Source organism: Rhodococcus sp. NPDC055112, from assembly GCF_053607505.1.
The window spans coordinates 60,061-84,049 of sequence record NZ_JBSGTR010000016.1 but is presented as its reverse complement, the minus strand read 5'-3'; the positions used below and the strand labels follow the sequence as shown (position 1 = coordinate 84,049).

General features: G+C 70.5%; 18 protein-coding genes and 1 pseudogene. 9 read left to right on the top strand and 10 right to left on the bottom strand.

Features of this window, described 5'->3' with window-relative positions:
* Window positions 1–95: 95 nt before the first annotated feature.
* Window positions 96–677 (top strand): aminoacyl-tRNA hydrolase, encoded by a 582-nt coding sequence (pth, locus tag ACWFRB_RS10755; RefSeq protein ID WP_452640883.1) that lies wholly within the window; start codon window positions 96–98, stop codon window positions 675–677.
* A 116-nt stretch (window positions 678–793) separates the two neighbouring features.
* Window positions 794–1,270 (top strand): hypothetical protein, encoded by a 477-nt coding sequence (locus ACWFRB_RS10750; RefSeq protein ID WP_452640879.1) that lies wholly within the window; start codon window positions 794–796, stop codon window positions 1,268–1,270.
* A gap of 24 nt (window positions 1,271–1,294) precedes the next feature.
* On the opposite strand, the gene ACWFRB_RS10745 is transcribed toward ACWFRB_RS10750, so the two are convergent.
* Window positions 1,295–2,932: a fatty acyl-AMP ligase gene (locus ACWFRB_RS10745; protein ID WP_452640877.1), complete on the bottom strand. Its 1,638-nt coding sequence runs from the start codon at window positions 2,930–2,932 to the stop codon at window positions 1,295–1,297.
* 227 nt (window positions 2,933–3,159) lie between these two features.
* Between ACWFRB_RS10745 and ACWFRB_RS10740 the strand changes: the two genes are divergently transcribed.
* The 5 genes from ACWFRB_RS10740 to ACWFRB_RS10720 all read left to right on the top strand — a co-directional run bounded on the left by ACWFRB_RS10740 (window position 3,160) and on the right by ACWFRB_RS10720 (window position 8,275).
* Window positions 3,160–4,857, top strand: coding sequence for a peptide chain release factor 3 (locus tag ACWFRB_RS10740; protein ID WP_452640875.1), 1,698 nt, complete (start codon window positions 3,160–3,162; stop codon window positions 4,855–4,857).
* A 4-nt stretch (window positions 4,858–4,861) separates the two neighbouring features.
* On the top strand, window positions 4,862–5,515 hold the full coding sequence (pnuC, locus tag ACWFRB_RS10735) for a nicotinamide riboside transporter PnuC (RefSeq protein ID WP_452640873.1): 654 nt from the start codon (window positions 4,862–4,864) through the stop codon (window positions 5,513–5,515).
* Window positions 5,516–5,613: 98 nt separating this feature from the next.
* Window positions 5,614–6,195: a hypothetical protein gene (locus tag ACWFRB_RS10730; protein ID WP_452640872.1), complete on the top strand. Its 582-nt coding sequence runs from the start codon at window positions 5,614–5,616 to the stop codon at window positions 6,193–6,195.
* A gap of 23 nt (window positions 6,196–6,218) precedes the next feature.
* Complete coding sequence (locus ACWFRB_RS10725; RefSeq protein WP_452640870.1) at window positions 6,219–6,920, top strand: response regulator transcription factor; 702 nt, start codon at window positions 6,219–6,221, stop codon at window positions 6,918–6,920.
* Window positions 6,917–8,275: a HAMP domain-containing sensor histidine kinase gene (locus tag ACWFRB_RS10720; protein ID WP_452640869.1), complete on the top strand. Its 1,359-nt coding sequence runs from the start codon at window positions 6,917–6,919 to the stop codon at window positions 8,273–8,275. Before ACWFRB_RS10725 ends, ACWFRB_RS10720 begins: the two co-directional genes overlap by 4 nt.
* Window positions 8,276–8,297: 22 nt before the next feature.
* Here the strand turns inward: ACWFRB_RS10720 and ACWFRB_RS10715 are convergent.
* The 6 genes and pseudogenes from ACWFRB_RS10715 to ACWFRB_RS10690 form a co-directional block, all read right to left on the bottom strand.
* Window positions 8,298–9,139: pseudogene (locus tag ACWFRB_RS10715) on the bottom strand (SDR family oxidoreductase).
* A 147-nt stretch (window positions 9,140–9,286) separates the two neighbouring features.
* Entirely contained in the window at window positions 9,287–10,291 is a 1,005-nt protein-coding gene (locus ACWFRB_RS10710; protein WP_452640868.1) for an enoyl-CoA hydratase/isomerase family protein, read from the bottom strand.
* A gap of 22 nt (window positions 10,292–10,313) precedes the next feature.
* Window positions 10,314–11,015 carry a pyridoxine/pyridoxamine 5'-phosphate oxidase gene (locus tag ACWFRB_RS10705; RefSeq protein ID WP_452640867.1) on the bottom strand — a complete coding sequence of 234 codons (702 nt, stop codon included), beginning with the start codon at window positions 11,013–11,015 and terminating at the stop codon, window positions 10,314–10,316.
* Between the two features lie 102 nt (window positions 11,016–11,117).
* A complete protein-coding gene (locus ACWFRB_RS10700; protein WP_452640866.1) occupies window positions 11,118–11,606 on the bottom strand; it encodes a nuclear transport factor 2 family protein in 489 nt (162 codons plus the stop codon).
* 101 nt (window positions 11,607–11,707) lie between these two features.
* Window positions 11,708–13,489, bottom strand: a complete 1,782-nt coding sequence (locus ACWFRB_RS10695) for an ABC-F family ATP-binding cassette domain-containing protein (RefSeq protein WP_452640865.1) — start codon at window positions 13,487–13,489, stop codon at window positions 11,708–11,710.
* Window positions 13,489–14,418, bottom strand: coding sequence for a 4-(cytidine 5'-diphospho)-2-C-methyl-D-erythritol kinase (locus ACWFRB_RS10690; protein ID WP_452640863.1), 930 nt, complete (start codon window positions 14,416–14,418; stop codon window positions 13,489–13,491). The genes ACWFRB_RS10695 and ACWFRB_RS10690 overlap by 1 nt, the downstream gene beginning before the upstream one ends.
* A gap of 93 nt (window positions 14,419–14,511) precedes the next feature.
* On the opposite strand from ACWFRB_RS10690, the gene ACWFRB_RS10685 reads away from it, so the two are divergent.
* Window positions 14,512–14,937, top strand: a complete 426-nt coding sequence (locus ACWFRB_RS10685; protein WP_452640861.1) for a VOC family protein — start codon at window positions 14,512–14,514, stop codon at window positions 14,935–14,937.
* 37 nt (window positions 14,938–14,974) lie between these two features.
* Here the strand turns inward: ACWFRB_RS10685 and ACWFRB_RS10680 are convergent, their stop codons facing one another.
* Window positions 14,975–15,175, bottom strand: a complete 201-nt coding sequence (locus tag ACWFRB_RS10680) for a hypothetical protein (RefSeq protein ID WP_452640859.1) — start codon at window positions 15,173–15,175, stop codon at window positions 14,975–14,977.
* Between the two features lie 25 nt (window positions 15,176–15,200).
* Window positions 15,201–16,619 (bottom strand): WS/DGAT/MGAT family O-acyltransferase, encoded by a 1,419-nt coding sequence (locus tag ACWFRB_RS10675; RefSeq protein WP_452640858.1) that lies wholly within the window; start codon window positions 16,617–16,619, stop codon window positions 15,201–15,203.
* An 802-nt stretch (window positions 16,620–17,421) separates the two neighbouring features.
* Between ACWFRB_RS10675 and ACWFRB_RS10670 the strand changes: the two genes are divergently transcribed.
* On the top strand, window positions 17,422–22,908 hold the full coding sequence (locus ACWFRB_RS10670) for an ATP-binding protein (protein WP_452640856.1): 5,487 nt from the start codon (window positions 17,422–17,424) through the stop codon (window positions 22,906–22,908).
* Window positions 22,909–22,995: 87 nt separating this feature from the next.
* On the opposite strand, the gene ACWFRB_RS10665 is transcribed toward ACWFRB_RS10670, so the two are convergent.
* A complete protein-coding gene (locus tag ACWFRB_RS10665; protein ID WP_452640855.1) occupies window positions 22,996–23,949 on the bottom strand; it encodes a serine hydrolase domain-containing protein in 954 nt (317 codons plus the stop codon).
* Window positions 23,950–23,989 lie beyond the last annotated feature (40 nt).

Here is a 23,989-nt window from a genome sequence, read left to right as displayed (position 1 = left end):
CAGGGCAGCGCTACCCACAACGGCGCGCCATCCCGCGAGGGACGGCGCGCCGTTGCCGTTCGCGGCCCCACCCCTACGACCGAGAGCCGACCGCGTTGACCCAGCCATCCGAATCAACTGCCCTCGTCGTCGGGCTGGGAAATCCAGGACCGCAGTATGAACGCACCAGGCACAACGTCGGGTTCATGGTGGTCGACGCCCTGGCCGCCCGCGAGCGGGCCCGGTTCAGCGCACACAAGAAGAGCGGCTCGGACGCGGTCACGCTCCGCATCGCCAGCCGTCAGGTGATCGTGGCAAAGCCGCGCTCGTACATGAACCTGTCCGGGAAGCCGGTGGCCGCGCTTGCCCGGTTCTTCTCGGTCGAACCCGCAGATCTCGTGGTCGTGCACGATGAGCTGGACCTGGACTATGGCACGCTCCGACTCAAGCTCGGTGGCGGCGAGGGCGGGCACAACGGCCTCCGCTCGATCTCCAGCGCGATCGGCACCAAGGACTACCTGCGCGCCCGCGTCGGCATCGGCAGGCCGCCCGGCCGGATGGATCCCGCGGACTACGTGCTCAAGCCGTTCTCGTCGGTCGAGCGCAAAGAACTGGACCTGGTCTGCGAGGAGGCCGCGGACGCCGTCGAGCTGCTGCTCCGCGTCGGACTCGAGGCCGCGCAGAACCAACTGCACTGATCGAACCGGGCTGGCTACTATCTGGGCTACGCGGCGGACGTCGCGATGGTGTGCAAATCGAGAATGACGCAGGGGGCCTAGTGATTCGGTGGGGTGGCGCAGCAGGTGCCGGGCTCGTGCTCGTGGCCGGGATCCTGGTGGGCGGCTGCGCGAACTCGGGTACCCCCGGGGTCGCCACCGCGGCCGAGGCGGTCCAGGTCGATCCCGCCGAGTACGCGATCGGCGACGGCAAGCACGTGTTCCACCTCGTCTCCGGGGCCGCGGGCTGCTGGTTCAACCCGAACCAGGCCGACAACCAGGCGCCGCACATGCTGTGCGACCTCCCGCTGCCGAAGTCGGATCCGCCGATCGTCGACCCCCAGACCGGCGTGCGGGCGCCCGCCGACGCGATCGTCATCGAGCCCGACGGGGTCCGCAAGGTCGTCAACGTCGCCGGGGCCTTCATCACGGGCCAGTTGCTGCCGCCCGGCTCGACGCTCACGGTCGGGGATCTGTCGTGCACCGCCCTCGACGGCAAGTCCATGTCCTGCAGGGGACCCGCCGGATCGTTCAGTTTCGACGGCTCGACCGCCGAGGTCAGCATCCGCGAATAGCAGGCCCGCCGACGCTGCGCCGGATCACGCCCCGCTCACCAGCGACGCCGATCGCCCGCGCCGCAGCTTGCCGGAGGACGTCTTCGGGATGCTGCCCGGACCGAGCACGGCCACCGTCCTCGGTCGGACGCCGACCTCCGAGACCACCGCGTGCACCACCTCGTGCTCGATCCGCTTGACCTCCTCGGGATCCTCGTGGTCGTTGGTCTCCACCGCGACGGCGAAGGACTCCCGCTTCTGCCCCGCATCGAGCCGCACCGCGACGGCGTTGCCCGGCCGGACCCCCCTGACGGTGCACGCGGCCCGCTCGATGTCGGTCGGGTAGACGTTGCGCCCGCCCATGATGATCACGTCCTTGACGCGCCCGCACACCACCATCAGGCCCTCTTCGGTGAAATAGCCGACGTCACCGGTGTTGAACCACCCCTCCGCGTCCCGTGCTGGCCTGTGCCCGTCCACGGTGAGGTAGCCGGGGGTCACCGACCCGCCCCTGAGCTCGATGACGCCGACCGCACGCCGTGGCAGCACTCGACCGTCCTCACCGACGATGCGCCCCTCCAGGCCCGACACCAGCGGGCCGAGAGTCGGGAGCCGACGGGCATTGGCGCGGTCGGTCGGTACCGCCAGGCCCCCCGCCTCGAACAGGTCCGGATCCACCAGGTCCAGCACCAGTCCCTGCCCCGGCTGGGGCAGGGAGACCGCGAGGGTCACCTCGGCCATCCCGTACGTCGGTGCCAACGCCGACGGGTCCAGCCCGAATCGTGCCCCAGCCTCCGCGAGCGCGAGCATCGTGTCGGCGTCCACCGGCTCCGCACCGTTGAGCAGACAGCGCACCGTCGACAGGTCCACGACGCCGTCCTCTGCCTGCGCGAGCCGCCTGGCGAGCAGGGAGTACGCGAAATTCGGCGCGGCGGTGACCGTGCCCCGGTACTTGCCCATCAGCTCCGCCCACAACAGCGGCGAGGTGAGGAAGTCCATCGGCGTGATGCTGACGATCTCGGCACCGATCTGCATCGGCAGGGTGAGGAAACCGACCATGCCCATGTCGTGGAACAGCGGCAGCCAGCTCACCATCACGTCGTCGTCGACCGAGAACTTGATCCGGGAGAGCATCGCCCAGGAGTTCGTGTAGAAGTTCCCGTGCGTGATCTGCACGGCCTTGGGTGACCCGGTCGATCCCGACGTGAGCTGCTGCAAGGCGATGTCGGACTCGGCGGTCCGCACCGGATCGATGTCGGGTCCCGCACGCAGGTGCCCGACCGTGACGACCCTGATGCCACGCTCCTCGAGCAGCGGCGCCGCCGCGTCGAAGGGGGCGCCGAGGATGACAGCCTTGGCCGAGATCATGCGGATGACCGTCTCGGTGTCCTCCGCCCAGACGGTGAGGTCGGTACGCGGAGTCGGCTGGTGCAGCATGGTCACGGAGGCACCGCGCATCCAGATGGCCTGCACGGACGGGGCGATGTCCACCGGCTGACCGGCGAGAATCCCGATCGCATCGCCGTGACCGATGCCCGCGGCCGCGAGCGCGCCCGCCATCGCGCGGGCGACCGCGTGTATCTCGCTCCAGACCTGGCGGTGCGGACTGTCCGGTTCCCCGGTCACGAGCCCACGGGGGCTGTCCGCAGCGTTGGCAAACATCTCTTCGGTGAACCGGCTCATGACGCCCTCCTCCGCACGATGGAGGGACGAGGCGGTCGGGCGCGGAGAACGCCGCACCGAGGGCCCCAGAGCCCTCACTGGTACTTCTGGAAACGCAATTCGGCCGTTACTCCCGCGGGGCCACGGCCTGGTTCGGGATGCACTCGAGCATAGGCGTCACCCGCACGGGTAACCTGGGATATTGGCGTTTCGCCATCTTGTCCGTCTCATATCAGTTAGGAACCCCGGTGACCACCGAGCCCGCGTCGGCGTCTGCCTTCACCTCCCCCGACGCCCCCGCGGAGGTCGCCTCGGCAGGCCCCGCGACGCCGAAGGGCCTGGCCGCCGAGGCCACCCGGCGGCGGACCTTCGCGGTCATCTCGCATCCGGACGCCGGTAAGTCCACGCTCACCGAGGCCCTCGCGCTGCACGCGAAGATGATCTCGGAGGCGGGCGCCGTGCACGGCAAGGCCGGTCGCCGGTCCACCGTCTCCGACTGGATGGAGATGGAGAAGGCCCGCGGCATCTCGGTCAGCTCGACGGCGCTGCAGTTCAACTACAAGTCCGGCGAGTCCGAGCCGGACGATCCGATCAGCGTCATCAACCTCGTCGACACCCCTGGTCACTCCGACTTCTCGGAGGACACCTACCGGGTGCTCACCGCCGTCGACGCCGCGGTCATGCTGATCGACGCCGCCAAGGGCCTCGAGCCGCAGACCCTCAAGCTGTTCCAGGTGTGTCGCCACCGCGGCATCCCGGTCATCACCGTGATCAACAAGTGGGACCGCCCTGGTCAGACCCCGCTGGAGCTGCTCGACGAGATCCATGAGCGGATCGGCCTGACCCCGACTCCCCTGTACTGGCCGGTGGGCATCGCGGGCGACTTCCGCGGCCTGCTGCGGCGCGGAGAGGACGGCACCCCGCAGGAGTACATCCGATTCACCCGCACGGCGGGCGGCGCCACGATCGCGCCCGAGGAGATCCTCGACGCCGACGCAGCCGCGGCCCGTGACGGCTCCGACTGGGAAACCGCGGTCGAGGAGAGCGAGTTGCTCTCGGCCAGCGGGCAGGACCACGACCAGGAGATGTTCCTGGCCGGACAGACCTCCCCGGTCATCTTCGCCTCCGCGATGCTGAACTTCGGTGTCCGGCAGATCCTCGACACCCTGGTGGCGCTCGCGCCCGCCCCCGGCCCGCGCGACGACATCAAGGGCGTGGCGCGCGAGGTCACCGACCCGTTCAGCGCGGTGGTGTTCAAGGTGCAGGCGGGCATGGACACGAGCCACCGAGATCGCTTGGCGTTCATGCGGATCGTCTCCGGCGTCTTCGAGCGCGGGATGGTCGTGACCCACGCCCAGACCGGCAAGCCCTTCACCACCAAGTACGCGCAGACCGTGTTCGGCCGCGAGCGCTCCACCGTCGAGTCGGCGTACCCGGGCGACGTGGTCGGCCTGGTGAACGCGACCGCCCTGGCCCCCGGTCACACCCTGTTCACGGACAAGAAGGTGGAGTTCCCGCCGATCCCCTCGTTCGCGCCCGAGCACTTCTCGGTGCTGCGCGCGGAGAGCGCGAGCAAGTACAAGCAGTTCCGCCGCGCCGTGGAGCAGCTCGACTCCGAGGGCGTGGTCCAGGTGCTGCGCAACGACATTCGCGGCGACGCGGCGCCGGTGATGGCGGCCGTCGGCCCGATGCAGTTCGAGGTGGTTGCCGCGCGGATGAAGGCGGAGTTCTCGGTGGAGGCCCGGATGGAGGGTCTGCCGTACGCGCTGGCTCGCCGCACCGACGCCGAGTCCGCCACCGAGCTGGGCCGCCAGCGCGGGGTCGAGGTCTTCACCAGGTCCGACGGCGTGATGCTCGCCCTGATCAGCGACAAGTGGCGGCTGCAGTACCTGCAGAAGGAGCTTCCTGAGCTGACCCTCGAGCCGCTCGTCGCGACCGCCGACTAGCTCGGTGAACCCGCTGCTCACCCTGTTCGATGCGGAACTGCACATCGGCGGGGCCACGATCCTGTGGCGTGAGATCGTCGGCAACACCTTCGGCATCGCGTCCGCGATCGGCGGGATGAAGCGCGTGGTGTGGGCGTGGCCGGTCGGCATCGCCGGAAATGCGTTGCTGTTCACCGTGTTCATGGGCGCGCTGTTCCACACCCCGCAGGAGCTGAACCTGTACGGCCAGGCAGGCCGCCAGCTGATGTTCATCACCGTGAGCGTGTACGGATGGACGCAGTGGCTGCGGTCGCGGCACGAGTCCGGGCAGGCGGTGCTGCCGCGGTGGGCGCCGCCGCGGGACCGGCTCCTGCTGGTGCTCGCGATGGCCGCCGGCACGGTGGCGTTCGCGCAGATCTTCGCCCGGCTCGGGTCCTACGGACCGTGGGCCGAGGCGTGGATCTTCATGGGCTCGATGCTCGCCACCTACGGGATGGCCCGCGGCTGGACCGAGTTCTGGTTGATCTGGATCGCCGTCGACGTCGTCGGCGTCCCACTGCTGCTCAAAGCCGGCTACTACCCGTCGGCGATCCTCTATCTGGTGTACGCGGGCTTCGTGGTCTGGGGCTTCGCGGTGTGGCTGCGGATCCAGCGTCGGACGACGCCCGTGCGGGTCTAACGAACCCCTAATGATTCGCTAACGGGCGCCGAGTTTTTCGTCCATACCTTGGGTCACGTCGAAGCCACCGTGGCTACGACAGGACCCAAGGAGTTCCCATGCGCAAGTCCCTCACTGCCGGCACCTTCCGCGCACGCGCAGGCATCGCGGCCGCGGGCATCGCGGCCGTCGCCGCCGTCGCCGTCCCCGGCGTCGCGTGGGCCAACGACTCGATCCCGCAGGGCGGCGCCGTCGCCGTCCAGCAGTCCGGCCCCGCGGTGGCAGGCGCACCGCTGGACGCGGCGACCTGTGCGGCCACGGCCGTCGAGGTCAGCCCGGAGACGCTGCAGAAGATGCTCGAGGACGGGACCGCGATGCCCGCCGTCGCGACTGTCCCGGCGACCCCCGCGGGCGAGCCGGGACAGCCGCTCGCGGACGTCCTGACCGAGGGGGTGCAGCGGTTGATCGCCGACGGGACCGCGATGCCCGCCGTCACCTCTGCCCCCGCGACCCCCGCGGGCGAGCCGGGACTGGTCCTCACGCAGGTGCTCACCGACGAGGAGGCGCAGAGGATGATCGCCGACGGCACCATCGCGCGCGGCGTCCCGGCGGACGAACTGCCCGCGGATGTGCAGATGCTGACCGTTGAGATGGACGAGAACGCCCCGGCAGGCGCCGTCACCGTGACTCGCGTCTGCTAGGACACCTTCGCGGCCCTGGCACCATGGATGTGGTGACCGATACCGCCCGCATCCTCGTCGTCGACGACGACCCCAAGGTCCTGGCCTCGCTGGAGCGGGGGCTCCGTCTGTCCGGGTTTCACACCGAGACCGCGACGGACGGCGCCTCCGCCCTGCGGGCCGTGTCCGACGAGTGCCCCGCCGCGATCGTCCTCGACGTGAACATGCCCGGCCTCGACGGTGTCGGCGTGGTCACCGCGCTGCGGGCGATGGGCAACGAGGTGCCGATCTGCGTGCTCAGTGCGCGCAGCTCCGTCGGCGACCGGATAGCGGGCCTGGAGGCAGGCGCGGACGACTACCTGACCAAGCCGTTCGAGCTCGGCGAACTGGTCGCCCGGCTGCGGGCGCTGCTGCGGCGGGCACCCCGGGCCGCGGCGCCCGCCGGGACCGTGACGGTCGGGGCCCTGGAGGTGGACCTGCCGGGGCGGCGCGCCCACGTCGCGGGCCGCAGGCTCGACCTGACCAAGCGCGAATTCGACCTGCTCGGCGCGCTGGCGGAGAACACGGGCGTCGTGCTCAGCCGACCCCAGCTGCTGCGCCTGGTGTGGGGCTACGACTTCGATGCCGACACCAATGTTGTCGACGTCTTCGTCACCTATCTACGCAAGAAACTGGAGGCGAACTCGATGCCACGAGTCCTGCACACAGTCCGCGGCGTCGGATTCGTCCTGCGAGCGCAACCGTGAGGCGGTCGCTGTCGCTGCGGGCGCGGGTCGCCATCGTGTCGGCGTTGTCCGCGGCCGTCGTCATCGTCGCGATCGGCGCCGCCATCGCGGTGTTCCTGCGGGTGAACGGCTCCGAGCAGATCGACAGGACCCTCGACTCGGTGACGTTGTCGGCCCCGGCCAACACACTCCCGGCCGACACGATCTCGGCCGACATAATCGACGTGGCACCGGCCCTTCCGCTGCCTGCCGTCGTGTCAGGAGGGTCCGAAGAGGCCACCGCGGCCGAGGACGCGACCAGAACGGAGTTGCTGGCAGGTACCCCGGTCCGCATCCGCGACGTCGCGGTCCCAGGAGAGCCGGGCGCCTTCCTGGCGTTGACCGTCCCGGAGGACCCGCTGACCCAGGCCATCCGCCAACAGCAGGTGGCGGTCGCGATCGCGGCCGTCGTCGCGATCGCGGCGGCGGGCGGGCTGGGCTGGCTGCTGGCCGGGCGGGCCGTGCGCCCGCTGCGGCTGCTCGCCGACGCCACCCATGACATCGGCGACGATCCCGGTGCCGCCCGTCCGAGCGTGCGCGGGGCCAGGGAGGCCGAGGACCTGTCCGAGGCGATGGGGCACATGCTCGACCGGATCGCCGCGGCCCAGAAGCGGACCGAGGAAGCTCTTGGGTCCGCCCGCGACTTCGCCGCGGTGTCCGCGCACGAGCTGCGCACGCCGCTGACCTCGATGCGGACCGACCTCGAGGTGCTCTCAACGATGCGGCTCACCGGCGAGCAGCGAGACGAGATCCTCCGCGACCTGCTCGGCACGCAGCGTCAGGTCGAGACCACCCTGACCGACCTCGAACGGCTCGCGGTCGGCGAGCTCTCCGACGTCGCGGACCACGAGCAGCTGGACCTGGCCGAGCTCGTCGACCGCTGTGTCCAGGCGGCCAAGCGCATCCACCCCGACCTGGACATCGCCGTCTCCGCCCCCGAACCCGTTGTCGTGCGTGGCATTCCGACCGGGCTACGGCTGGTCCTCGACAACGCCATCACCAACTCGGTCCGGCACGGCGGAGCCGAGCGGGTGCTCGTGACGGTCAGCGGTGACGCCGACGGCGGCGCCGTGATCACCGTCGACGACGACGGGAGCGGCGTGCCGGAGGCCGAGCGGGCCTCGGTGTTCGAGCGCTTCGTCCGCGGCACCTGCTCCGGCTCCGCGGGATCCGGGCTCGGCCTCGCGCTGGTCGCCCAGCAGGCCGAGCTGCACGGCGGGACCGTGGAATTGGTGGACAGCCCGCTGGGTGGTGTCCGGCTGGCGCTGCGGCTCCCCCGCTCCGGCCCCGCCGAGTGTGCACCTACCGTCGCCGCCGCCAGGGCGATGCCCCGATAGCTGCACACTCGACCGACAGCGGTCAGATCCCGGCGCGCCGGACGAGGGCATCCGTGACCGTCGGGGCGAAATTGTCCAGGAACCGCAGCAGCTCCGCATAGGTCGGGAGCAGCTCGACCGGCCGGGTCCGGATCGCGGTGACCAGCCAGGACGCCGCGTCCTCGGGGGTCAGCGCCGGCATCGCGTCGTAGTCCTTCGTCGGCGCGATCATCGGGGTGCGGATCAGCGGGAAGTGCACGGTCGTCACGGACACCCCGCGGCCGTCGAGCTCGGCGCCGAGGTCGCGCCCGAACGCGCTGACCGCGGACTTCGACGCGTGGTACGCCGCGAACTTGGGCATGACGCCACCCGGCACGCCCCAGGTGGCCACGTTGACCACGTGTCCCTGCCCGCGCTCGAGCATCTGCGGCAGCAGCGCGAGGGTGAGCCGCACCGGGCCGAAGTAGTTCAGTGCCATGGTGCGTTCGAAGTCGTGGAAGCGGTCGAGGGAGTCCTCGACCGGGCGGCGGATCGACCGGCCCGCGTTGTTGACGAGCACGTCGACGGGACCGATCTCATCGCGGACGTGGGTCCGTGCCGGTCCACGTCGTCCGGATCGGTGAGGTCGCAGGGCACGGCGTGCGCGGTCCCGCCCGCGCCCGCGATCTCGTCGCGCACGGCCTCGAGCGCCTCCGCACCCCGCGCGACGAGGATCAGCTCGGCGCCCTCGGCGGCGAGGCGCCGCGCGGCCGCCTCCCCCACCCCGGACGACGCCCCGGTCAGCAGAATCCGCTTGCCCTCGATCCGATGCTCGCGCACAGGCAGGAACTTCGCGGCGATGGCCCGGGCGGACGGGATCGGGCTCAACGCCGCGCGGGCGAGGATCTCGGTGATCACGATTGCTGACTCCTCCGGTAGGGATGGCGGATTCGATGCTATCCGCGCGCCGAGGAACGCCGCCGACTGTGCAGTTGCCGGGGCGTCGCCCGGGAAGCGGCGACGGAAGCTGCACACTCGGCGGGGCGGGCGGGGCTAGTCGAACAGCGCGGCGATCGCGTCCCGGTCCACCTCGGCGAGACTCGACGGCGACCAGGCCGGGTTGCGGTCCTTGTCGACCAGCACCGCGCGCACGCCCTCGACGAAGTCGGGCCCGACGGTCACCGGGCCGGTCAGCGCCAGCTCACGGTCGAGGCACCGCGACAGCCCGTCGTCCGCGCCGCGCCGGATCATCTCCGCGGTGACGAAGGCGGCGGTCGGCGACACCGCGGTCAGCGCGGTCCTCGCCTGCATCGCCCACTCGTCGTCCCCGGTCAGCCGGGCCAGCATGTCCGCGGGCGTGCCCTGCGTGAACACCTCGTCGATCTCGGCCTGCCGCGCGGCCAGCGGCGCCTCGGGGGCCTGCTCGCCGAACTTCTCGAGCGCCTCGGCAGCCGAGCCACCGCGGATCGCGTCGGCCAGCTCCGCCAACCGCTCGCTCGGCACGAAATGCGTCGCCAGCCCGAACGCGACGGCGTCGCCCGCCGAGGCCCTGGCGCCGGTGAGCCCGAGGTACATCCCGGCCGCGCCGGTCAGCCGCGGCAGGAAGTGGCTCGCGCCCACGTCCGGGAAGAACCCGATCGCGGTCTCCGGCATGGCGAGCACCGCCCGCTCGGTCACCACCCGGACCGAGCCGTGCACCGAGATGCCGAGCCCGCCGCCCATCGCGGCGCCGTCGATCAGCGAGATGTAGGGCTTCGGGTACTCGCCGATCAGCAGGTTGAGCCGGTACTCGTCGGCGAAGAACCCGTGCACGAACTCGCGGTCGCCGCGCAGCACCGCCTCCCGCACCGCCTTGATGTCGCCGCCCGCGCAGAATGCCCGCTCGGAACCGCTGGTCACCAGCACCGTCTCGACCGCGGGATCGTCGCGCCAGCGCAGCAGCGGCTCGTACAGGTCGCGGATCATGCTCGGGTCGAGGGCGTTGAGCGCCTTCGGTCGGTCCAGCACGATCTCGCCGACGCCGTCGACGACATTGGTCCGGATGAAGCTCATGCACACTCCAATTCAGGTGATGTCGCGGTCACGGCCACAGGACGTCCGTGATCCACCCGGCGGTCGACCACCCCGCTGACGGCCCGGGCCGCCGGTACCGCAACCGCTGGTGTCTGCGCCCCGGGTCGGCGAGCCAGAACTCGACGCTGTCCGGGACCAGGCACCAAGCCTGCCAGGCCGGCGCGACGAGGCCCGGCTCGGCCTCGATCCGGGCGACCGACTCGGCGACCGCGCGGTCGTACTCGACCGGATCGGCCAGCACCTCGCTCTGTCGGCTGGCCGCGGCGACTGCGCGGGCGGTCACCGACCGTTCGAGGTAATCCCGCGCGCTCACCCGCGCCTCCCCCGGCTCGGCGTGGCCGCGGATCCGGACCTGCCTGCCAACCCCGGCCCAGTAGAAGGTCAGGGCCGCCGAGGCGTTCGCCGCCAGCTGATGTCCCTTCGGGGAGTCCACCGAGCCCGAGAACCACCAGCCCCGCTCGTCGACGTCCTTGAGGATGAGCGTCCTGGCGTCGACCCGGCCGTCGTCCTCCGTCGTGGACAGAACGGCCGCCTGGGGTTCCGGCACGCCCGCCGCGACCGCGTCCTCCAGCCAGCGCAGGAACAGCGGTGACGGGGTGGGCGTCGGGTCAAGGACATCGGCGGCCGCCGTGGTGGCCGTCAGGGCGGGCAGGGCACGCAGCCACGCGCGGGTGTCGGCGAACGAGGACCGGGGCGCGATGTCGGGCACGGTTCGAACCCTAGGCCCCCACCACGGTTCCGCGCACCGCGAGGACGCACCGCCGACCGAGAGCGCCTCGGGCCGAGGACGATTCGACTCCGGGGGTGTCCGTCAGGCGGAGGCCTGGGTGGCGGACGGGGTCACCGAGAGCGCCCACCGGCTCGAGGTGACCTGGAAGCTCGGGATGTCGGCGAGGGAGATGACCACCTCGTAGGTGCGCTCGTAGCCAGTGTGCGAGATGCGCCACCGTCCGTCCGCGCCCCTGGCGTACCGATCGTGATAGAAGGCCGCGCCGCGTAGCAGCATCCCGTCCTCCGGAATGATCACCGTGTCCGAGAGCACCCAGATCCCGGACGCAGTGTCACCGTCCACCTCGATCTCGGGCTGCCCGGTCAGGTGCTCGGTCAGCACGTGCGGGGCCAGCGTGATCTCCATGAACGAGACCAGCGCATCACGATCCTCGAACCGGAGATGCTCGCCGTAGGTCGCCGTCGCGTCGGGCAACAGGGTGTCGCGGAACGTGGACCAATCCTTGGTGTCCAGCGCGCGGGTGTACCGGTATTTGAGTCTGCAGATCTCGGCGACGGCCTCCAGATCCATGATGCACGCCTTCCATGACGGGACTCATGCACAGATACTGACCTGCATCGCAGACTAGTCTCCTTCGACCGGGAAGGAGGCCGGAATGGGTGAGCGCCGGTTCACTCCAGCTCGGCGGCCAGCTCCATCCAGCGCTCCTCCGCGCCGTCCTTGTCCATCACGACCTGCCGGAGCTCCGCGTCGAGCGACTGCAGCTTGGCCGGATCCGTCGCGGCCTCCGCCAGCGCCGCGTGCAGCTTGGTCTCGCGCTCGTCGAGCTTGACGATCTGGCGCTCGAGCTTGCTCAGCTCCTTGCGGGCTGCCCGGTCCGCGGCGCCATCCTTGACCTGTGCGGGTGCGGACGAACCCGACAGCGCCTGGCTGGTGGTACCGGCCGCCTCGACCGCGGCCCGACGCCGGCGCAGGTAGTCGACGATCCCGCCGGGCAGGTTGGTGAGCTTGCCGTCACCGAACAGCGCCCAGGTGGAGTCACAGATCCGCTCGATCAGGTAGCGATCGTGACTGATCACCACCATCGTGCCCGCCCAGCCGTCGAGGATGTCCTCGAGCTGCTGCAGCGTGTCGATGTCCAGGTCGTTGGTCGGCTCGTCGAGCAGCAGCACGTTCGGCTCGGACATAAGCACCCGGGTCAGCTGCAGCCGTCGTCGCTCACCACCGGACAGATCTCCGACTCGGGTGCGCTGACGGGCCGGGGTGAAGCCCAGCCGCTCGGCCAGCTGACCAGCGGATATTTCCTTGTCACCCAACACGATCCGCTCGGCGACGTCCTTTACTGCCTCGAGCACGCGCAGATCGGTCGGCAGGTCGTCGAGTTCCTGGCGCAGCCAACCGATCTTGACGGTCTGCCCCTGCTTCCGTCGGCCCGTCGCGGGTTCGATTTCGCCCGCGAGGGTGCGCAGCAGCGTGGTCTTGCCGGAGCCGTTGACACCGACCAGGCCGATGCGCTCGCCGGGCGCCAAGCGCCAGGTCAGATCGTTCACCAGTTCCCGGCCGTCCGGCGCGGCGATCGTGGCATCCTCGAGTTCGATGACCACCTTGCCGAGTCGGCTGTTCGCGAACGACGCCAGCGCGACTTTGTCCCTGGGCGGGGGCACGTCGGCGATCAGCGCCTCGGCCGCCTCGATCCGGTACTTGGGCTTGGAGGTGCGGGCGGGCGCACCGCGACGCAGCCAGGCGAGTTCCTTGCGCGCGAGGTTCCGGCGACGCTCCTCGGAGGCGTCGGCCTGCCGGGAGCGCTCGGCGCGGGCAAAGATCCAGTCGTTGTAGCCGCCCTCGTAGGCCTCGACCTTTCCGCCGACGACCTCCCATGTGCGGTTGGCGACGGTGTCGAGGAACCACCGGTCGTGCGTGACGACCACCAGCGCGCTTCGCCGGTCGACGAGATGCTCGGCCAGCCACTGCACGCCCTCGACGTCGAGGTGGTTGGTCGGCTCGTCGAGCACGAGCAGGTCCAGGTCCTGCACCAGCGCGGCGGCCAGCGCCACCCGGCGCCGCTCGCCACCGGACAGCCCCTCGACCACGCGATCGAGGCCGACGGCGTCGATGCCGATTCCGGTCAGGATCGACCGGATCCGAGCGTTGCCTGCCCATTCGTGTTCGTCGACCCCGAGCGGGGCCAGCACCACGTCCGCGACGGTCGAGCCCGCGGGCAGCACGCCACGCTGGGTGACCACCGCCATCCGCAGTCCGCCGACCCGGCTCACCCGGCCGGAGTCCGGCGGCTCGATGCCTGCGAGCACCTCGAGCATGGTGGTCTTGCCGCCGCCGTTGAGGCCGACGACACCGATACGCTCGCCCTCCTGGACGCCGAGCGACACCGAGTCGAGCAGCGGTTTGATCCCGAATGACTTCGAGACCTGCTCCAGATTGATCAGATTCGCCATCAGCGCTCCGTCTTGTCGTCGATCATGCGGGCACCGGGCACCGGTCCGTGGGCTGTTCGCACGGTCCGGCAGACGCCTGCGCCCGCCAGTTCCGCACTGACCGCCACGGCCGCGTCGGCGTCCGCGCAAAGAAAGGCACAGGTGGGCCCCGAACCCGAGACGATCCCGGCCAGGGCACCCGCGGCGGTACCCGCCCGCAGGGTGCGGCGCAGCTCCGGCTTGAGAGACAGCGCCGCGGGCTGCAGGTCGTTACCGAGCAGGGGGGCGAGCTGATGGGGATCTCCGACGGCCAATGCGTGCATCAGCTCGTCGGGGTCGCCGAGCCGGGGCGGGTCGCCCTCGGCCCGCAACCGGTCCAGCTCGCGGAACACGTCAGGGGTCCGCAGCCCGCCCTTGGCCAGCGCGAGAACCCAGTGAAAGGTGTTGCGGGACAGCACCGGCAGCAGCTTCTCCCCGCGACCGGTACCGATCGCGGTGCCGCCGCGCAGCGAGAACGGTACGTCGCTGCCGAGCCGGGCGGCGTACTCGTCCAGATCGGCGCGTTCGAGGCCGAGCTCCCAGAGCTCGTCGAGGGCGACCAGCGTCGCCGCGGCGTCGGCGCTGCCGCCCGCCATGCCACCCGCGACCGGGATGCCCTTGGCGATCGCGATGGCGACAGCGGGGTCCCGGCCCGCCCGCTCGGCGAGCAGCTCGGCGGCCTGCCAGACCAGGTTGCGGCGGTCCGTCGGCACCACCCGCGCGCTCTCGCCCTGGACCACGACCGAGAGCTCGTCGGCGTCACGGACCTCGACGTCGTCGTGCAGCGAGAGCGCCTGGAAGACCGAGGTGAGCTCGTGATAGCCGTCTTCGCGCAGGTCACCGACGCCGAGGTGCAGATTGACCTTCGACGGTGCCCGGACGATCACCGGGCGAGGAACAGCGGACAGCACAAGGCACCAGCGTAGTGGAACAAATGCGGTCCGATGACCGCGCCGAGGGGACGACGATGGTGGTGGACGCCGCCAACCCACCAAGGAGCCGTCATGACCGATCCCCGCGACCCCGACCAGGAGCGGACCCTGGTGCCGCGGCCCGCCGCCCTGCCCTACCTGTCCGTGCCCGACGCCCGCCGCGCGATCGAGTGGTACGCCGAGGCCTTCGGCGCCCATGTCGACGGCGAGCCGGTGATGATGCCCGACGGCCGGGTCGGTCACTGCGAGCTGGTGATCGGCGACGGCACGCTGTACCTGGCCGACGAGTTCCCCGAGATCGGCTTCACCGCGCCCGCCCCCGGCCGTTCCGGGGTGAGCCTGATGCTGCCTGTCGCCGACACCGACGCCACGCTGGAGCGGGCGCGGGCGAGGGGCGCAGCCGTCGAACGCGAGCCGGCGAACGAGAACGGCCATCGCGGAGCCACTCTGATGGACCCGTTCGGTCACCGGTGGATGCTCGCCGGGCCGATCGGCTGAACCCGACCCCGATGATCAGGTCCCAGCCTTTGAGTGCCTAGATGAGCAGGGCCGCGACCGCCACACAGGCGATGGTGAAGGCCCCGGTCAGCACGCCGGTGGTGCCGGACCCGGTCACCAGGACGGCCGACGCCGTGGCGGGAACGGCCGACCCCAGCGCGATGGCCACGGCTGAGCGGACCCGGTGTGGCGCGGGATCGTCTGAAAACAGGGACTGGTCATGTGCGGTGAGCTGCATTGAATCGTCCTTTCCCTCTCCGGTTTCACAATCCGACGGCCCGCTCGAGCGCGGCGAGCTCGTCGTCGAGATATCCGAGCAGTGGCTGCAACGGCGGCACACTGCGGCGGCAGCCGGTCAACCCGAACGCGATCTCGTCGTCGGTGCTGGTGCAGGTGATGTTCAGGGCCTGCCCGTCGACGGGGATCGACAGCGGGTAGAGCGCGCTCAGCCGGGCACCGTTCCAGTAGAGGGGCGTCCCGGGGCCCGGCACGTTGGAGACCATCACGTTCGCGGGGCGGACCGGCCCGCCGAGGCCGAACATGCCGAGCGCCAACGGGGCGACACCGAGCGCGCTGGTGGCAAGGACCTGCGCCGTGCTCATGGTGCGCATCGAGTCCTTCCCCTCGCGCATGGCGGTGCGAACAGTGTCGAGCCGGGCCGCCGGATCGCCGAGGTGCGTGGCCAGATTGCACATGAGCAGCCCGATCTCGTTGCCCGCCTTGGCCTCTGGCTGTTCACGCCGCAACGAGACGGGCACCATCGCGATCAGCGGGTCGGTGGGCAGCGCGTCGAGTTCGTCCATGTAGGCGCGCAGCGCGCCCGCGCACATCGCCAGCACCACGTCGTTGATCGTGGCGTCACCGCACTTCGCGACGAGCCGCAGCCGCTCGATCGGCCAGGACTGCGCCGCGAACCGCCTGGCGCCCCCGATCGGCACGTTGAAGATGCTGCTGGGCGCCGCGAAGGACAGTGACCCGCCGCGATCGCGCCTGGCCCGGTCGACCGTGCCCGCGAGGGCGGGCAGGAGGCCGACCGCCTCGCCGACGGCGCCGCGCGCGACGCGCAGGACCGCCGACGCCAGGTCGAGGGGACCACCGCGGGCGGGCTCGACGGAGCCCTCGGCGGACACGTCCGGGACCAGCGTGAGCGCGGGACGCTCCCGCACGAGCGGCTCCCATGGGGCGGGCATCTCGCGCGCCTCAGGATCCTCGCTGAGCGCGCTGCGCAAGAGTTTCATCGCGGACACGCCGTCGGCGAGGGCGTGGTGGATCTTCGTGTACACCGCGAACCGGCCGTCCTCCAGGCCCTCGATCAGGTGCATCTCCCACAGCGGGCGACTGCGATCGAGCAACCCGCCGTGCAGGCGGGACACGAGTTCGAGCAACTCCGTGAGCCCGCCGGGCGCCGGGAGCGCCTCGTGGCTGACGTGGTGGCCGAGGTCGATGTCGGTGTCGGTCTCCCAGCCCCACTGACCGAGCGAGGTCACCGATCGCCTGGCCCGCTTGCGCAGCAGCGGCGACACCTCGCCCCTCGCGAAGGCCGCGTCGAGCATCGCCCGCACGTCCCTCGCCCCTGCGCCCTCCGGGGGCGTGAACAGTGCCAGACCCCCGACGTGCATCGGATGATCCCGGGACTCCCCCAGCAGGAACATCGAGTCGGTCGGTGACATCGGCAGCAGCATTGACACGCCTTTCCTGAAATCCCGTGCCCGGAACCGTGAGCGGCCCCGGTCCCCCGGGGACCTGTCATTCCGGCGTTCCAGGTGTGCCGCTTTCCCATAGGTATTCTGTGAGAAAGATCACGAACCAGTAGCGCTTGAGACCTGTTCTACATCATTCGGAAATGGGAATCCACTTGAGCATATGTCCAGGTCCGGGGCCCGCCGAGGCACCGGCAAGATCAACTTGATTTGGCACGCGGGGACACAATCCATTCACCTGCAGATATCAAGATCAGGTGTTCCCCCCAGGGAATCGATACTCGCCGTAACAGTATCTTTCTCAATAAGAAAACTTCTTCCGCCGGTAACCCTACTCGCGAGTAAATAAATCGCTACCGACGAGTACGCTTAATGCCTACTCGCCAGTATCAATCTTATTACCGGTTGGTAGTTCCGATCAGCCATCCGGGCCCCATCGGCGCCGCATCGAAACAGACTGCACTGCAACGACATTGATCGATCCGCCGGCGGCGACGGACGCGACATGACAATGTCGGGGAAATACTGCATGCTTGCGTACCGGCAGGGTCGACTTGGGACGCCAGGCCGGGCGAGGATTACGCGTGACCGGATCGAATTCGCTCGCGCCTCGACTTCGTTTCCATACGAGGTTTCGGGTCCCAACCGCACTCGGTCGGGCATGTCCCAGGCCAACCGGTCCGGACTGCACACCGCTTCGGCACCCCTGACGGGGTTCGGGACGGCGGACGGTCGCGCAGGCGCGGCGCAGTCGACACACATATTCGAGAAACGGTGGGCGAGGATGTTCAAACGTGTAGCGGTGGTCAATCGAGGTGAGGCGGCGGTACGCCTGATCCGGGCGGTGCGCGAGCTCAATGCCGAGCACCCGTACGGCATCACGACGATCGCGCTGCACACGGACGCCGAGCGGCGGGCGATGTTCGTCCGGCAGGCGGACGAGGGTGTGACACTGCGGCCGTCCACCACGGCCGCCACCCCATATCTCGATCACGCCGAGCTCGAGCGCGCACTGATCGAGGCCAGGGCCGACGCCGTCTGGGTCGGCTGGGGCTTCGTCGCCGAGGACCCGGCGTTCGCGGACCTCTGCGCCCGCCTGAACATCACCTTCATCGGCCCCTCCGGCGACGCCATGCGCCTGCTCGGCGACAAGGTCGAGGCCAAGCTGCTCGCCGAGAAGGTCGGCGTCCCGGTCGCGCCGTGGTCCGGCGGTCCCGTCGAGACCCGCGCCGACGCCCGCAGGCACGCGCAGGCCATCGGGTACCCGCTGATCATCAAGGCCCGCTCCGGCGGCGGTGGCCGTGGCATCCGCAAGGTCTTCGTCGAGGACGAGCTCGAACTCGCCCTCGAGCGCACCCAGGGCGAGGCAGAGCGTTCCTTCGGCGACCCGGTCGTGTTCATCGAGCGCCTGGTCACCGAGGCCCGGCACGTCGAGGTGCAGGTCATCGCCGACGCGCACGGCAACGTCTGGGCCCCCGGCGTCCGGGACTGCTCCATCCAGCGCAAGAACCAGAAGGTCATCGAGGAGTCGGCCTCGCCCCTGCTGAGCAAAGAGCAGGCCGACCACCTGCGCGGCGTCTCCGCCGACCTGGTGCGCGCGGCCGGCTACTGCGGCGCCGCCACCGTCGAGTACCTGTACCAGCCCTCCCAGCAGGTCTTCACCTTCCTCGAGGTCAACACCCGCCTGCAGGTCGAGCATCCGATCACCGAGGCCACCACCGGCATCGACCTGGTCAAGCTGCAGATCCAGGTTGCGGGCGGCGACCCGCTGGTCGGCGACTGCCCGCCCGAGTTCGGCCACGCCGTCGAGGCCCGGCTCAACGCCGAGGACGCCGACAACGGGTTCGCCCCGGCCCCCGGCACCGTGCGTATGCTCAAGTTCCCGCTCGGATCCGGACTTCGCGTGGACACCGGAATCGCCCAGGGCGATGTCATCCCGCCCGACTACGACTCCATGGTCGCCAAGGTCATCGCCTGGGGCCGGGACCGATCCGAGGCCCTCGCCCGGCTGCGCACCGCGCTGCGCGAGACCACCGTCGTCCTCGACGGCGGCACCACCACCAAGTCCTTCCTGCTGGACCTGCTGGACCGCGAGGAGGTGATCACCGCCAGCGCGGACACCGGATGGCTCGATCGCACCGGCGCGGGCACCGCGAACGGCCCGACGCCCGCTGCCGCCGTGGCGTTGCTGGCGACCGCGGTCGGCGTGTACGACACGGAAGAGGCCCACGAGCGCGGTGCGTTCCTCGCCGCCGCCAGGGGCGGCAGGCCGCGCGCCAAGCACGGCGTCGGCCGACCCGTCGAACTCAGCTACCAGGGCCAGGCCTACCAGCTCGTGGTCGGTCAGATCGGTCCGCATCGCTACCGGATCGACGGCGACAGCGGCGAGATCGAGGTCGACGTCGACCGGCTCAGCGAGTTCGAGAGCCGGATCGTGGTCGGCGGCCGCCGGTTCCACATCGTCTCCGTCACCGGCCCCGCCCATCACCTCGTCGAGGTCGACGGCATCAGCCACCAGATCAGCCAGGACGAGGCGGGCGTCGTGCGCGCCCCCTCGCCCGCCGTGGTGGTCGCCCTCCCGGTCGCCGTCGGCGACGAGGTCGAGGCAGGCGACACCCTCGTGGTGCTGGAGGCAATGAAGATGGAGACCGCGATCCGGGCGCCCTACGCGGGCACCGTCCGCGAGGTGCTCGCCGTGGTCAACGCCCAGGTGGACGCGGGCGCGCCGCTGCTGCGCGTCGACCAGGTCGCCGAGGAGACGGTGACCACCAAGGCCCCGCGGGTCGAGTTCGTCGCCCCCGAAGCCCGTGACCGCGACGACCTCACCGAGGCGCTGGCGCGGCTCGATGCGCTGAGCGCGATGATCACCGGCTTCGACGTCGACGCCGCCCGCTCGCGCGCGCTGCTGGCCGAGTACCTGGCCCTGCGCGAGTCACTCCCCGAGTCCGACAACACCCTCGTCGCCGCCGAGCTGAACCTGCTGACCACGTTCGCGGACCTGTGCGAGCTCTCCCGCAACCGGCCGACCGTCGACGAAGAGGACACCGTCGAGCGGGTGCACAGCCCGCGCGAGCACTTCCACTCGTTCCTGCAGTCACTCGACGTTGACGTCCACGGGATGCCGGACTCGTTCCGCGCCAAGCTCTCCCGATCGCTGCGTCATTACGACGTCAACGACCTCGAACGCACGCTGGAGCTGGAGGAGGCCGTCTACCGGATCTTCGTCGCGCAGCAGCGGATGGAGACCCAGGTCCCGATCGTCGCCGGCCTGCTCGCGCAGTGGCTGCACGACGGCCGCGTCAGCACGGACAACTACCCCGCGCTGGCGGAGGTACTCGACCGCCTCGTCCTCGCCACCCAGCTGCGGTACCCGGTCGTCGGCGACGTCGCCCGCAACCTGCAGTTCCGGATCTTCGACGAGCCGGCGATCCGCAAGGCCCGCGAGCAGGTCTACGACGGTGTGCGGGGCAGCCTGCAGTACCTCGCGGAGCGTCCGGGCGCGGTCGACCGCGCGGAGCGGATCGACGCACTGGTGGACACCCCTGAGCCGCTGGTCGGTCTCCTCGCGGACCCGCTCTCGCTGCCCGGCGACCTGCTGGAGGTGGTCACCAGGCAGTACTACAAGATCCGCGGCCTGCACGACGTCAAGGCCCTCGACGGTCACGGCTTGCCCTGCGTCACCGGCACTTTCGAGCTCTCGGGTGAGCAGCTGAGCCTGGTCTCGGTCGCCGCCGAGCGGGCCCGCCTCGACGAGGCGCTTGCCGTCGTCGACGCCGCGGTCGGTCCGGCCCCGGTCAATCAGGTCATCGATCTCTACCTCGCCTGGCCGGATGCCCCCACGGACGGCGACGTCCTCGCCGAGTCGCTGCGTGCGGCGTTGCAGGAGCACAGCGGAGCGGCGTCCTGGCGCCGTATCACCGTCACGGTGGCGACCCCAGGCGACATCACGGTGCAGCGCGTCGTGACGTTCCGGCCCGCGGCCGAGCCGGATTCGGGGCTGGTCGAGGACAAGATCATCCGCGACATGCACCCGCTCACGGCTCAGCGCCTGAACATGTGGCGGCTCAAGAACTTCGACGGCACCCGCCTGCCCGCCCCGGCCGACACCTACCTGTATCGCCTCGTCGCCAAGGAGAACCAGACCGACGAGCGGCTGATCGCGATGGCGCAGGTGCGCGACCTGACGCTGCAGATGGACGCGGACGGCGAGATCGCCGCCGCGCCCGCCATCGAGCGGGCCGTCGTGGCCTGCCTCGACGGCATCCGCCGGGTCCAGGCCGAGCGCGGCAGCAAGCGCATCGAGAACAACCGCGTTGTGCTCTACGTGTGGCCGAAGTTCGAGGTGTCGGCCGACCGGATCGCCCGGATCGCCCAGCACGTCGCGCCGCTGACCGTTGGCGCCGGACTCGAGCAACTCACCATCATCGGACGCCTGCAGGAGACCCCCAACGCGGCGCCGCGTCAGGTGGCGGTTCGGTTCTCGTACCGCTCGGGCGCAGGCCTGCAGGTCGCCGTCACCGAGCCGCCGACCGAGCCGCTCAGGCCGTTGGACGCGTACACCCAGAAGGTGCAGCGGTCCAAGGCCCGCGGCACCGTGTACCCCTACGAGCTGATCCCGGCTCTCTCGGCGGGCGGCACGTTCGTCGAGTACGACCTCGACGAGTCCGGCGTACTGGTCCCGGTCGACCGCCCGTACGGACGGAACTCCGCGGGCATCATCGTCGGCCTGGTGACCACGCCCACCAAGCGGCACCCCGAGGGCATGACCCGCGTCGCGCTGTTCGGCGATCCGACGAAGGCGCTGGGCACCGTGGCCGAGGCCGAGTGCTCCCGCGTGGTCGCGGCGATCGACATGGCGGAGCGACTCGGCGTGCCCGTCGAGTGGTTCGCCCTCTCCTCCGGCGCCACCATCTCGATGGAGTCCGGTACCGAGAACATGGACTGGGTCTCGCGCGGGCTGCGCCGGATCATCACGTTCACCCAGAACGGCGGCGAGATCAACGTCCTCGTCGCCGGGATCAACGTCGGCGCCCAGCCCTACTGGAACGCCGAGGCGACGATGTTGATGCACACCAAGGGCATCCTGGTGATGACCCCGGACAGCGCGATGGTGCTGACCGGAAAGCAGTCGCTCGACTACTCGGGCGGCGTCTCCGCCGAGGACAACTTCGGCATCGGCGGCTACGACCGGGTGATGGGCCCGAACGGCCAGGCGCAGTACTGGGCGCCGAACCTGACGGCGGCCATCGGCGTCCTGTTCACTCACTACGAGCACTCGTACCTCGCTGCGGGCGAACGTTTCCCGCGCAAGGCCGAGTCCACTGACCCGATCGACCGCGACGTCCGCACCTTCCCGCACGTGCACCCGTCGAGCGAGTTCACCACGGTCGGCGAGATCTTCTCGCGGGAGACGAACCCGGACCGCAAGAAGCCCTTCGACATCCGGACCGTGATGCGCTCCGTCGTCGACCAGGACCACGCGGTGCTCGAACGGTGGGCCGACATGGCGGACGCCGACACCTCCGTGGTGTTCGACGCCCACCTCGGCGGCAACGCCGTGACGGTGATCGGCATCGAATCGCGCGCCATCGCCCGCAAGGGCTGGTTCCCGACCGACGGCCCCGACCAGTGGACATCCGGCACGTTGTTCCCGCGCTCGTCGAAGAAGACGGCCCGCGCGATCAACGCGGCCAGCGGCAACCGCCCGGTCGTGGTGCTGGCGAACCTGTCCGGCTTCGACGGCTCCCCGGAGTCGCTGCGGAACCTGCAGCTCGAGTACGGCGCCGAGATCGGCCGCGCCATCGTGAACTTCGACGGACCGATCGTGTTCGTGGTGGTCTCGCGCTACCACGGCGGCGCGTTCGTGGTGTTCTCCGGCGCGCTGAACGAGAACATGGAGGTGCTCGCGGTCGAGGGCTCCTTCGCCTCGGTGCTCGGCGGGGCACCCGCCGCGGCCGTCGTCTTCACCCGCGATGTAAACGCCCGCACCGCGGCTGATCCCGCGGTCCGTGACCTCGAAGCGCGCCTGGCCGAGACCGAGGACAACGCCGAACGCACCCGCCTGCGGGTCGAACTCGCCGCCGAGCGCTCCGCGGTCCGGTCGGCCAAGCTGGGCGAGGTGGCCGCCGAGTTCGAGGCGATCCACAACATCGAGCGGGCTCGCGAGGTCGGCTCGGTGGACGCGATCGTGCCCGCGGCCGAGCTGCGGCCCTACATCGCGGCTGCGGTCGAGCGGGGCATGGCCAGGACGCTGAGTTCCCTCGAGGGCTAACAGTTCTCCGCTTCGAACGGCGCCGTTGGAATCACTCCGACGGCGCCGTTCGGCATTCCCGGGATGAACGGTGCGCGCGCCCGACCTTCAGAAAGGGCTGATCGTCTCCACGAGCAGTGCGAGGGCCGCCAAGTCGACCGACGCGGCGGTGTTCGACAGGAGGAGGACAGCACGCTGCCGGTCAAGGTCGAGGGCGAGCATGCTCGCGAAGCCGCCGGTCTGCCCGTTGTGCCAGGTGACGGTCCGCTCGCCGACCCGATTCGTGAGCCAGGCGTACCCGATCCGACCGTCGCCGTCGGCATCCCATCGGGGTGCGAGTGCCGGCATCCCCGGCGCCGCCCCCGCGAGGACCGCGCGGGCGAACCGCGTCATGTCGGCCGGAGTGGAACGCACCCCGCCCGCCGGTGCCGCCGCATTCATCGTCCACGGCCCCGCGCGCCGACCGTGTCCGTCGTACCCGATCAGGGCGCCGGACCGGATGTTCTCAGGGGTGACCGGCAGGTAGGTGTCGATCATGCCGAGGGGCGCCAACAACCGCTCGGTGAGCAAGCACGCAAAGCCGATGCCCGCCGCGGCGGCCAGCGCCTGACCCAGCAGCGCGCCACCCAGATTCGAGTACCCCATGCGGCCGGGCGGGCCGGGTACCGTGGCTCGCGCCTGCGCGAGCAGTCCCCGGAGATCGGCGCGGTAGGGGTCGCGGCGCGCGGCGACGGCGATGGCCGCGCCGAGTGCGTCCCGTCTCCGTGACGACAGGCGCGGCAATCCGGATCGGTGGCCGGCCAGGCCCCCGAGCGTCACCGCCGCGACGCCGCTCCCCCGCACCGGTAACAGCTCATCGAGCCGGGTCCGCTCCGCGACCTCGCCGCGATCGATGGCATCCGCGAACAACATGGCGGTCATGACCTTGGTGATCGACCCGATCTCGAACGAGGCGTCGCGGGACGAACCGAAATGTGCCTCACGATGGGTCCCGCTGTCGATCTCGACGGCGCCGACGCGGTCGCGCACGCCGTCCTCGATCAGCGGCCCCAACCGGCTCACGAGCTCCGCATCACCGGTGACCGCCGTGGACAGAGCAGGT

Coding starts and splice junctions, on each gene's coding strand:
- ACWFRB_RS10745 (WP_452640877.1), bottom strand. CDS start 2,932: ATGAGCCGGTTCACCGAAGAGATGTTTGCCAACGCTGCGGACAGCCCC.
- ACWFRB_RS10730 (WP_452640872.1), top strand. CDS start 5,614: ATGCGCAAGTCCCTCACTGCCGGCACCTTCCGCGCACGCGCAGGCATC.
- ACWFRB_RS10725 (WP_452640870.1), top strand. CDS start 6,219: ATGGATGTGGTGACCGATACCGCCCGCATCCTCGTCGTCGACGACGAC.
- ACWFRB_RS10700 (WP_452640866.1), bottom strand. CDS start 11,606: ATGGATCTGGAGGCCGTCGCCGAGATCTGCAGACTCAAATACCGGTAC.
- ACWFRB_RS10695 (WP_452640865.1), bottom strand. CDS start 13,489: ATGGCGAATCTGATCAATCTGGAGCAGGTCTCGAAGTCATTCGGGATC.
- ACWFRB_RS10685 (WP_452640861.1), top strand. CDS start 14,512: ATGACCGATCCCCGCGACCCCGACCAGGAGCGGACCCTGGTGCCGCGG.
- ACWFRB_RS10680 (WP_452640859.1), bottom strand. CDS start 15,175: ATGCAGCTCACCGCACATGACCAGTCCCTGTTTTCAGACGATCCCGCG.
- ACWFRB_RS10675 (WP_452640858.1), bottom strand. CDS start 16,619: ATGCTGCTGCCGATGTCACCGACCGACTCGATGTTCCTGCTGGGGGAG.
- ACWFRB_RS10670 (WP_452640856.1), top strand. CDS start 17,422: ATGTTCAAACGTGTAGCGGTGGTCAATCGAGGTGAGGCGGCGGTACGC.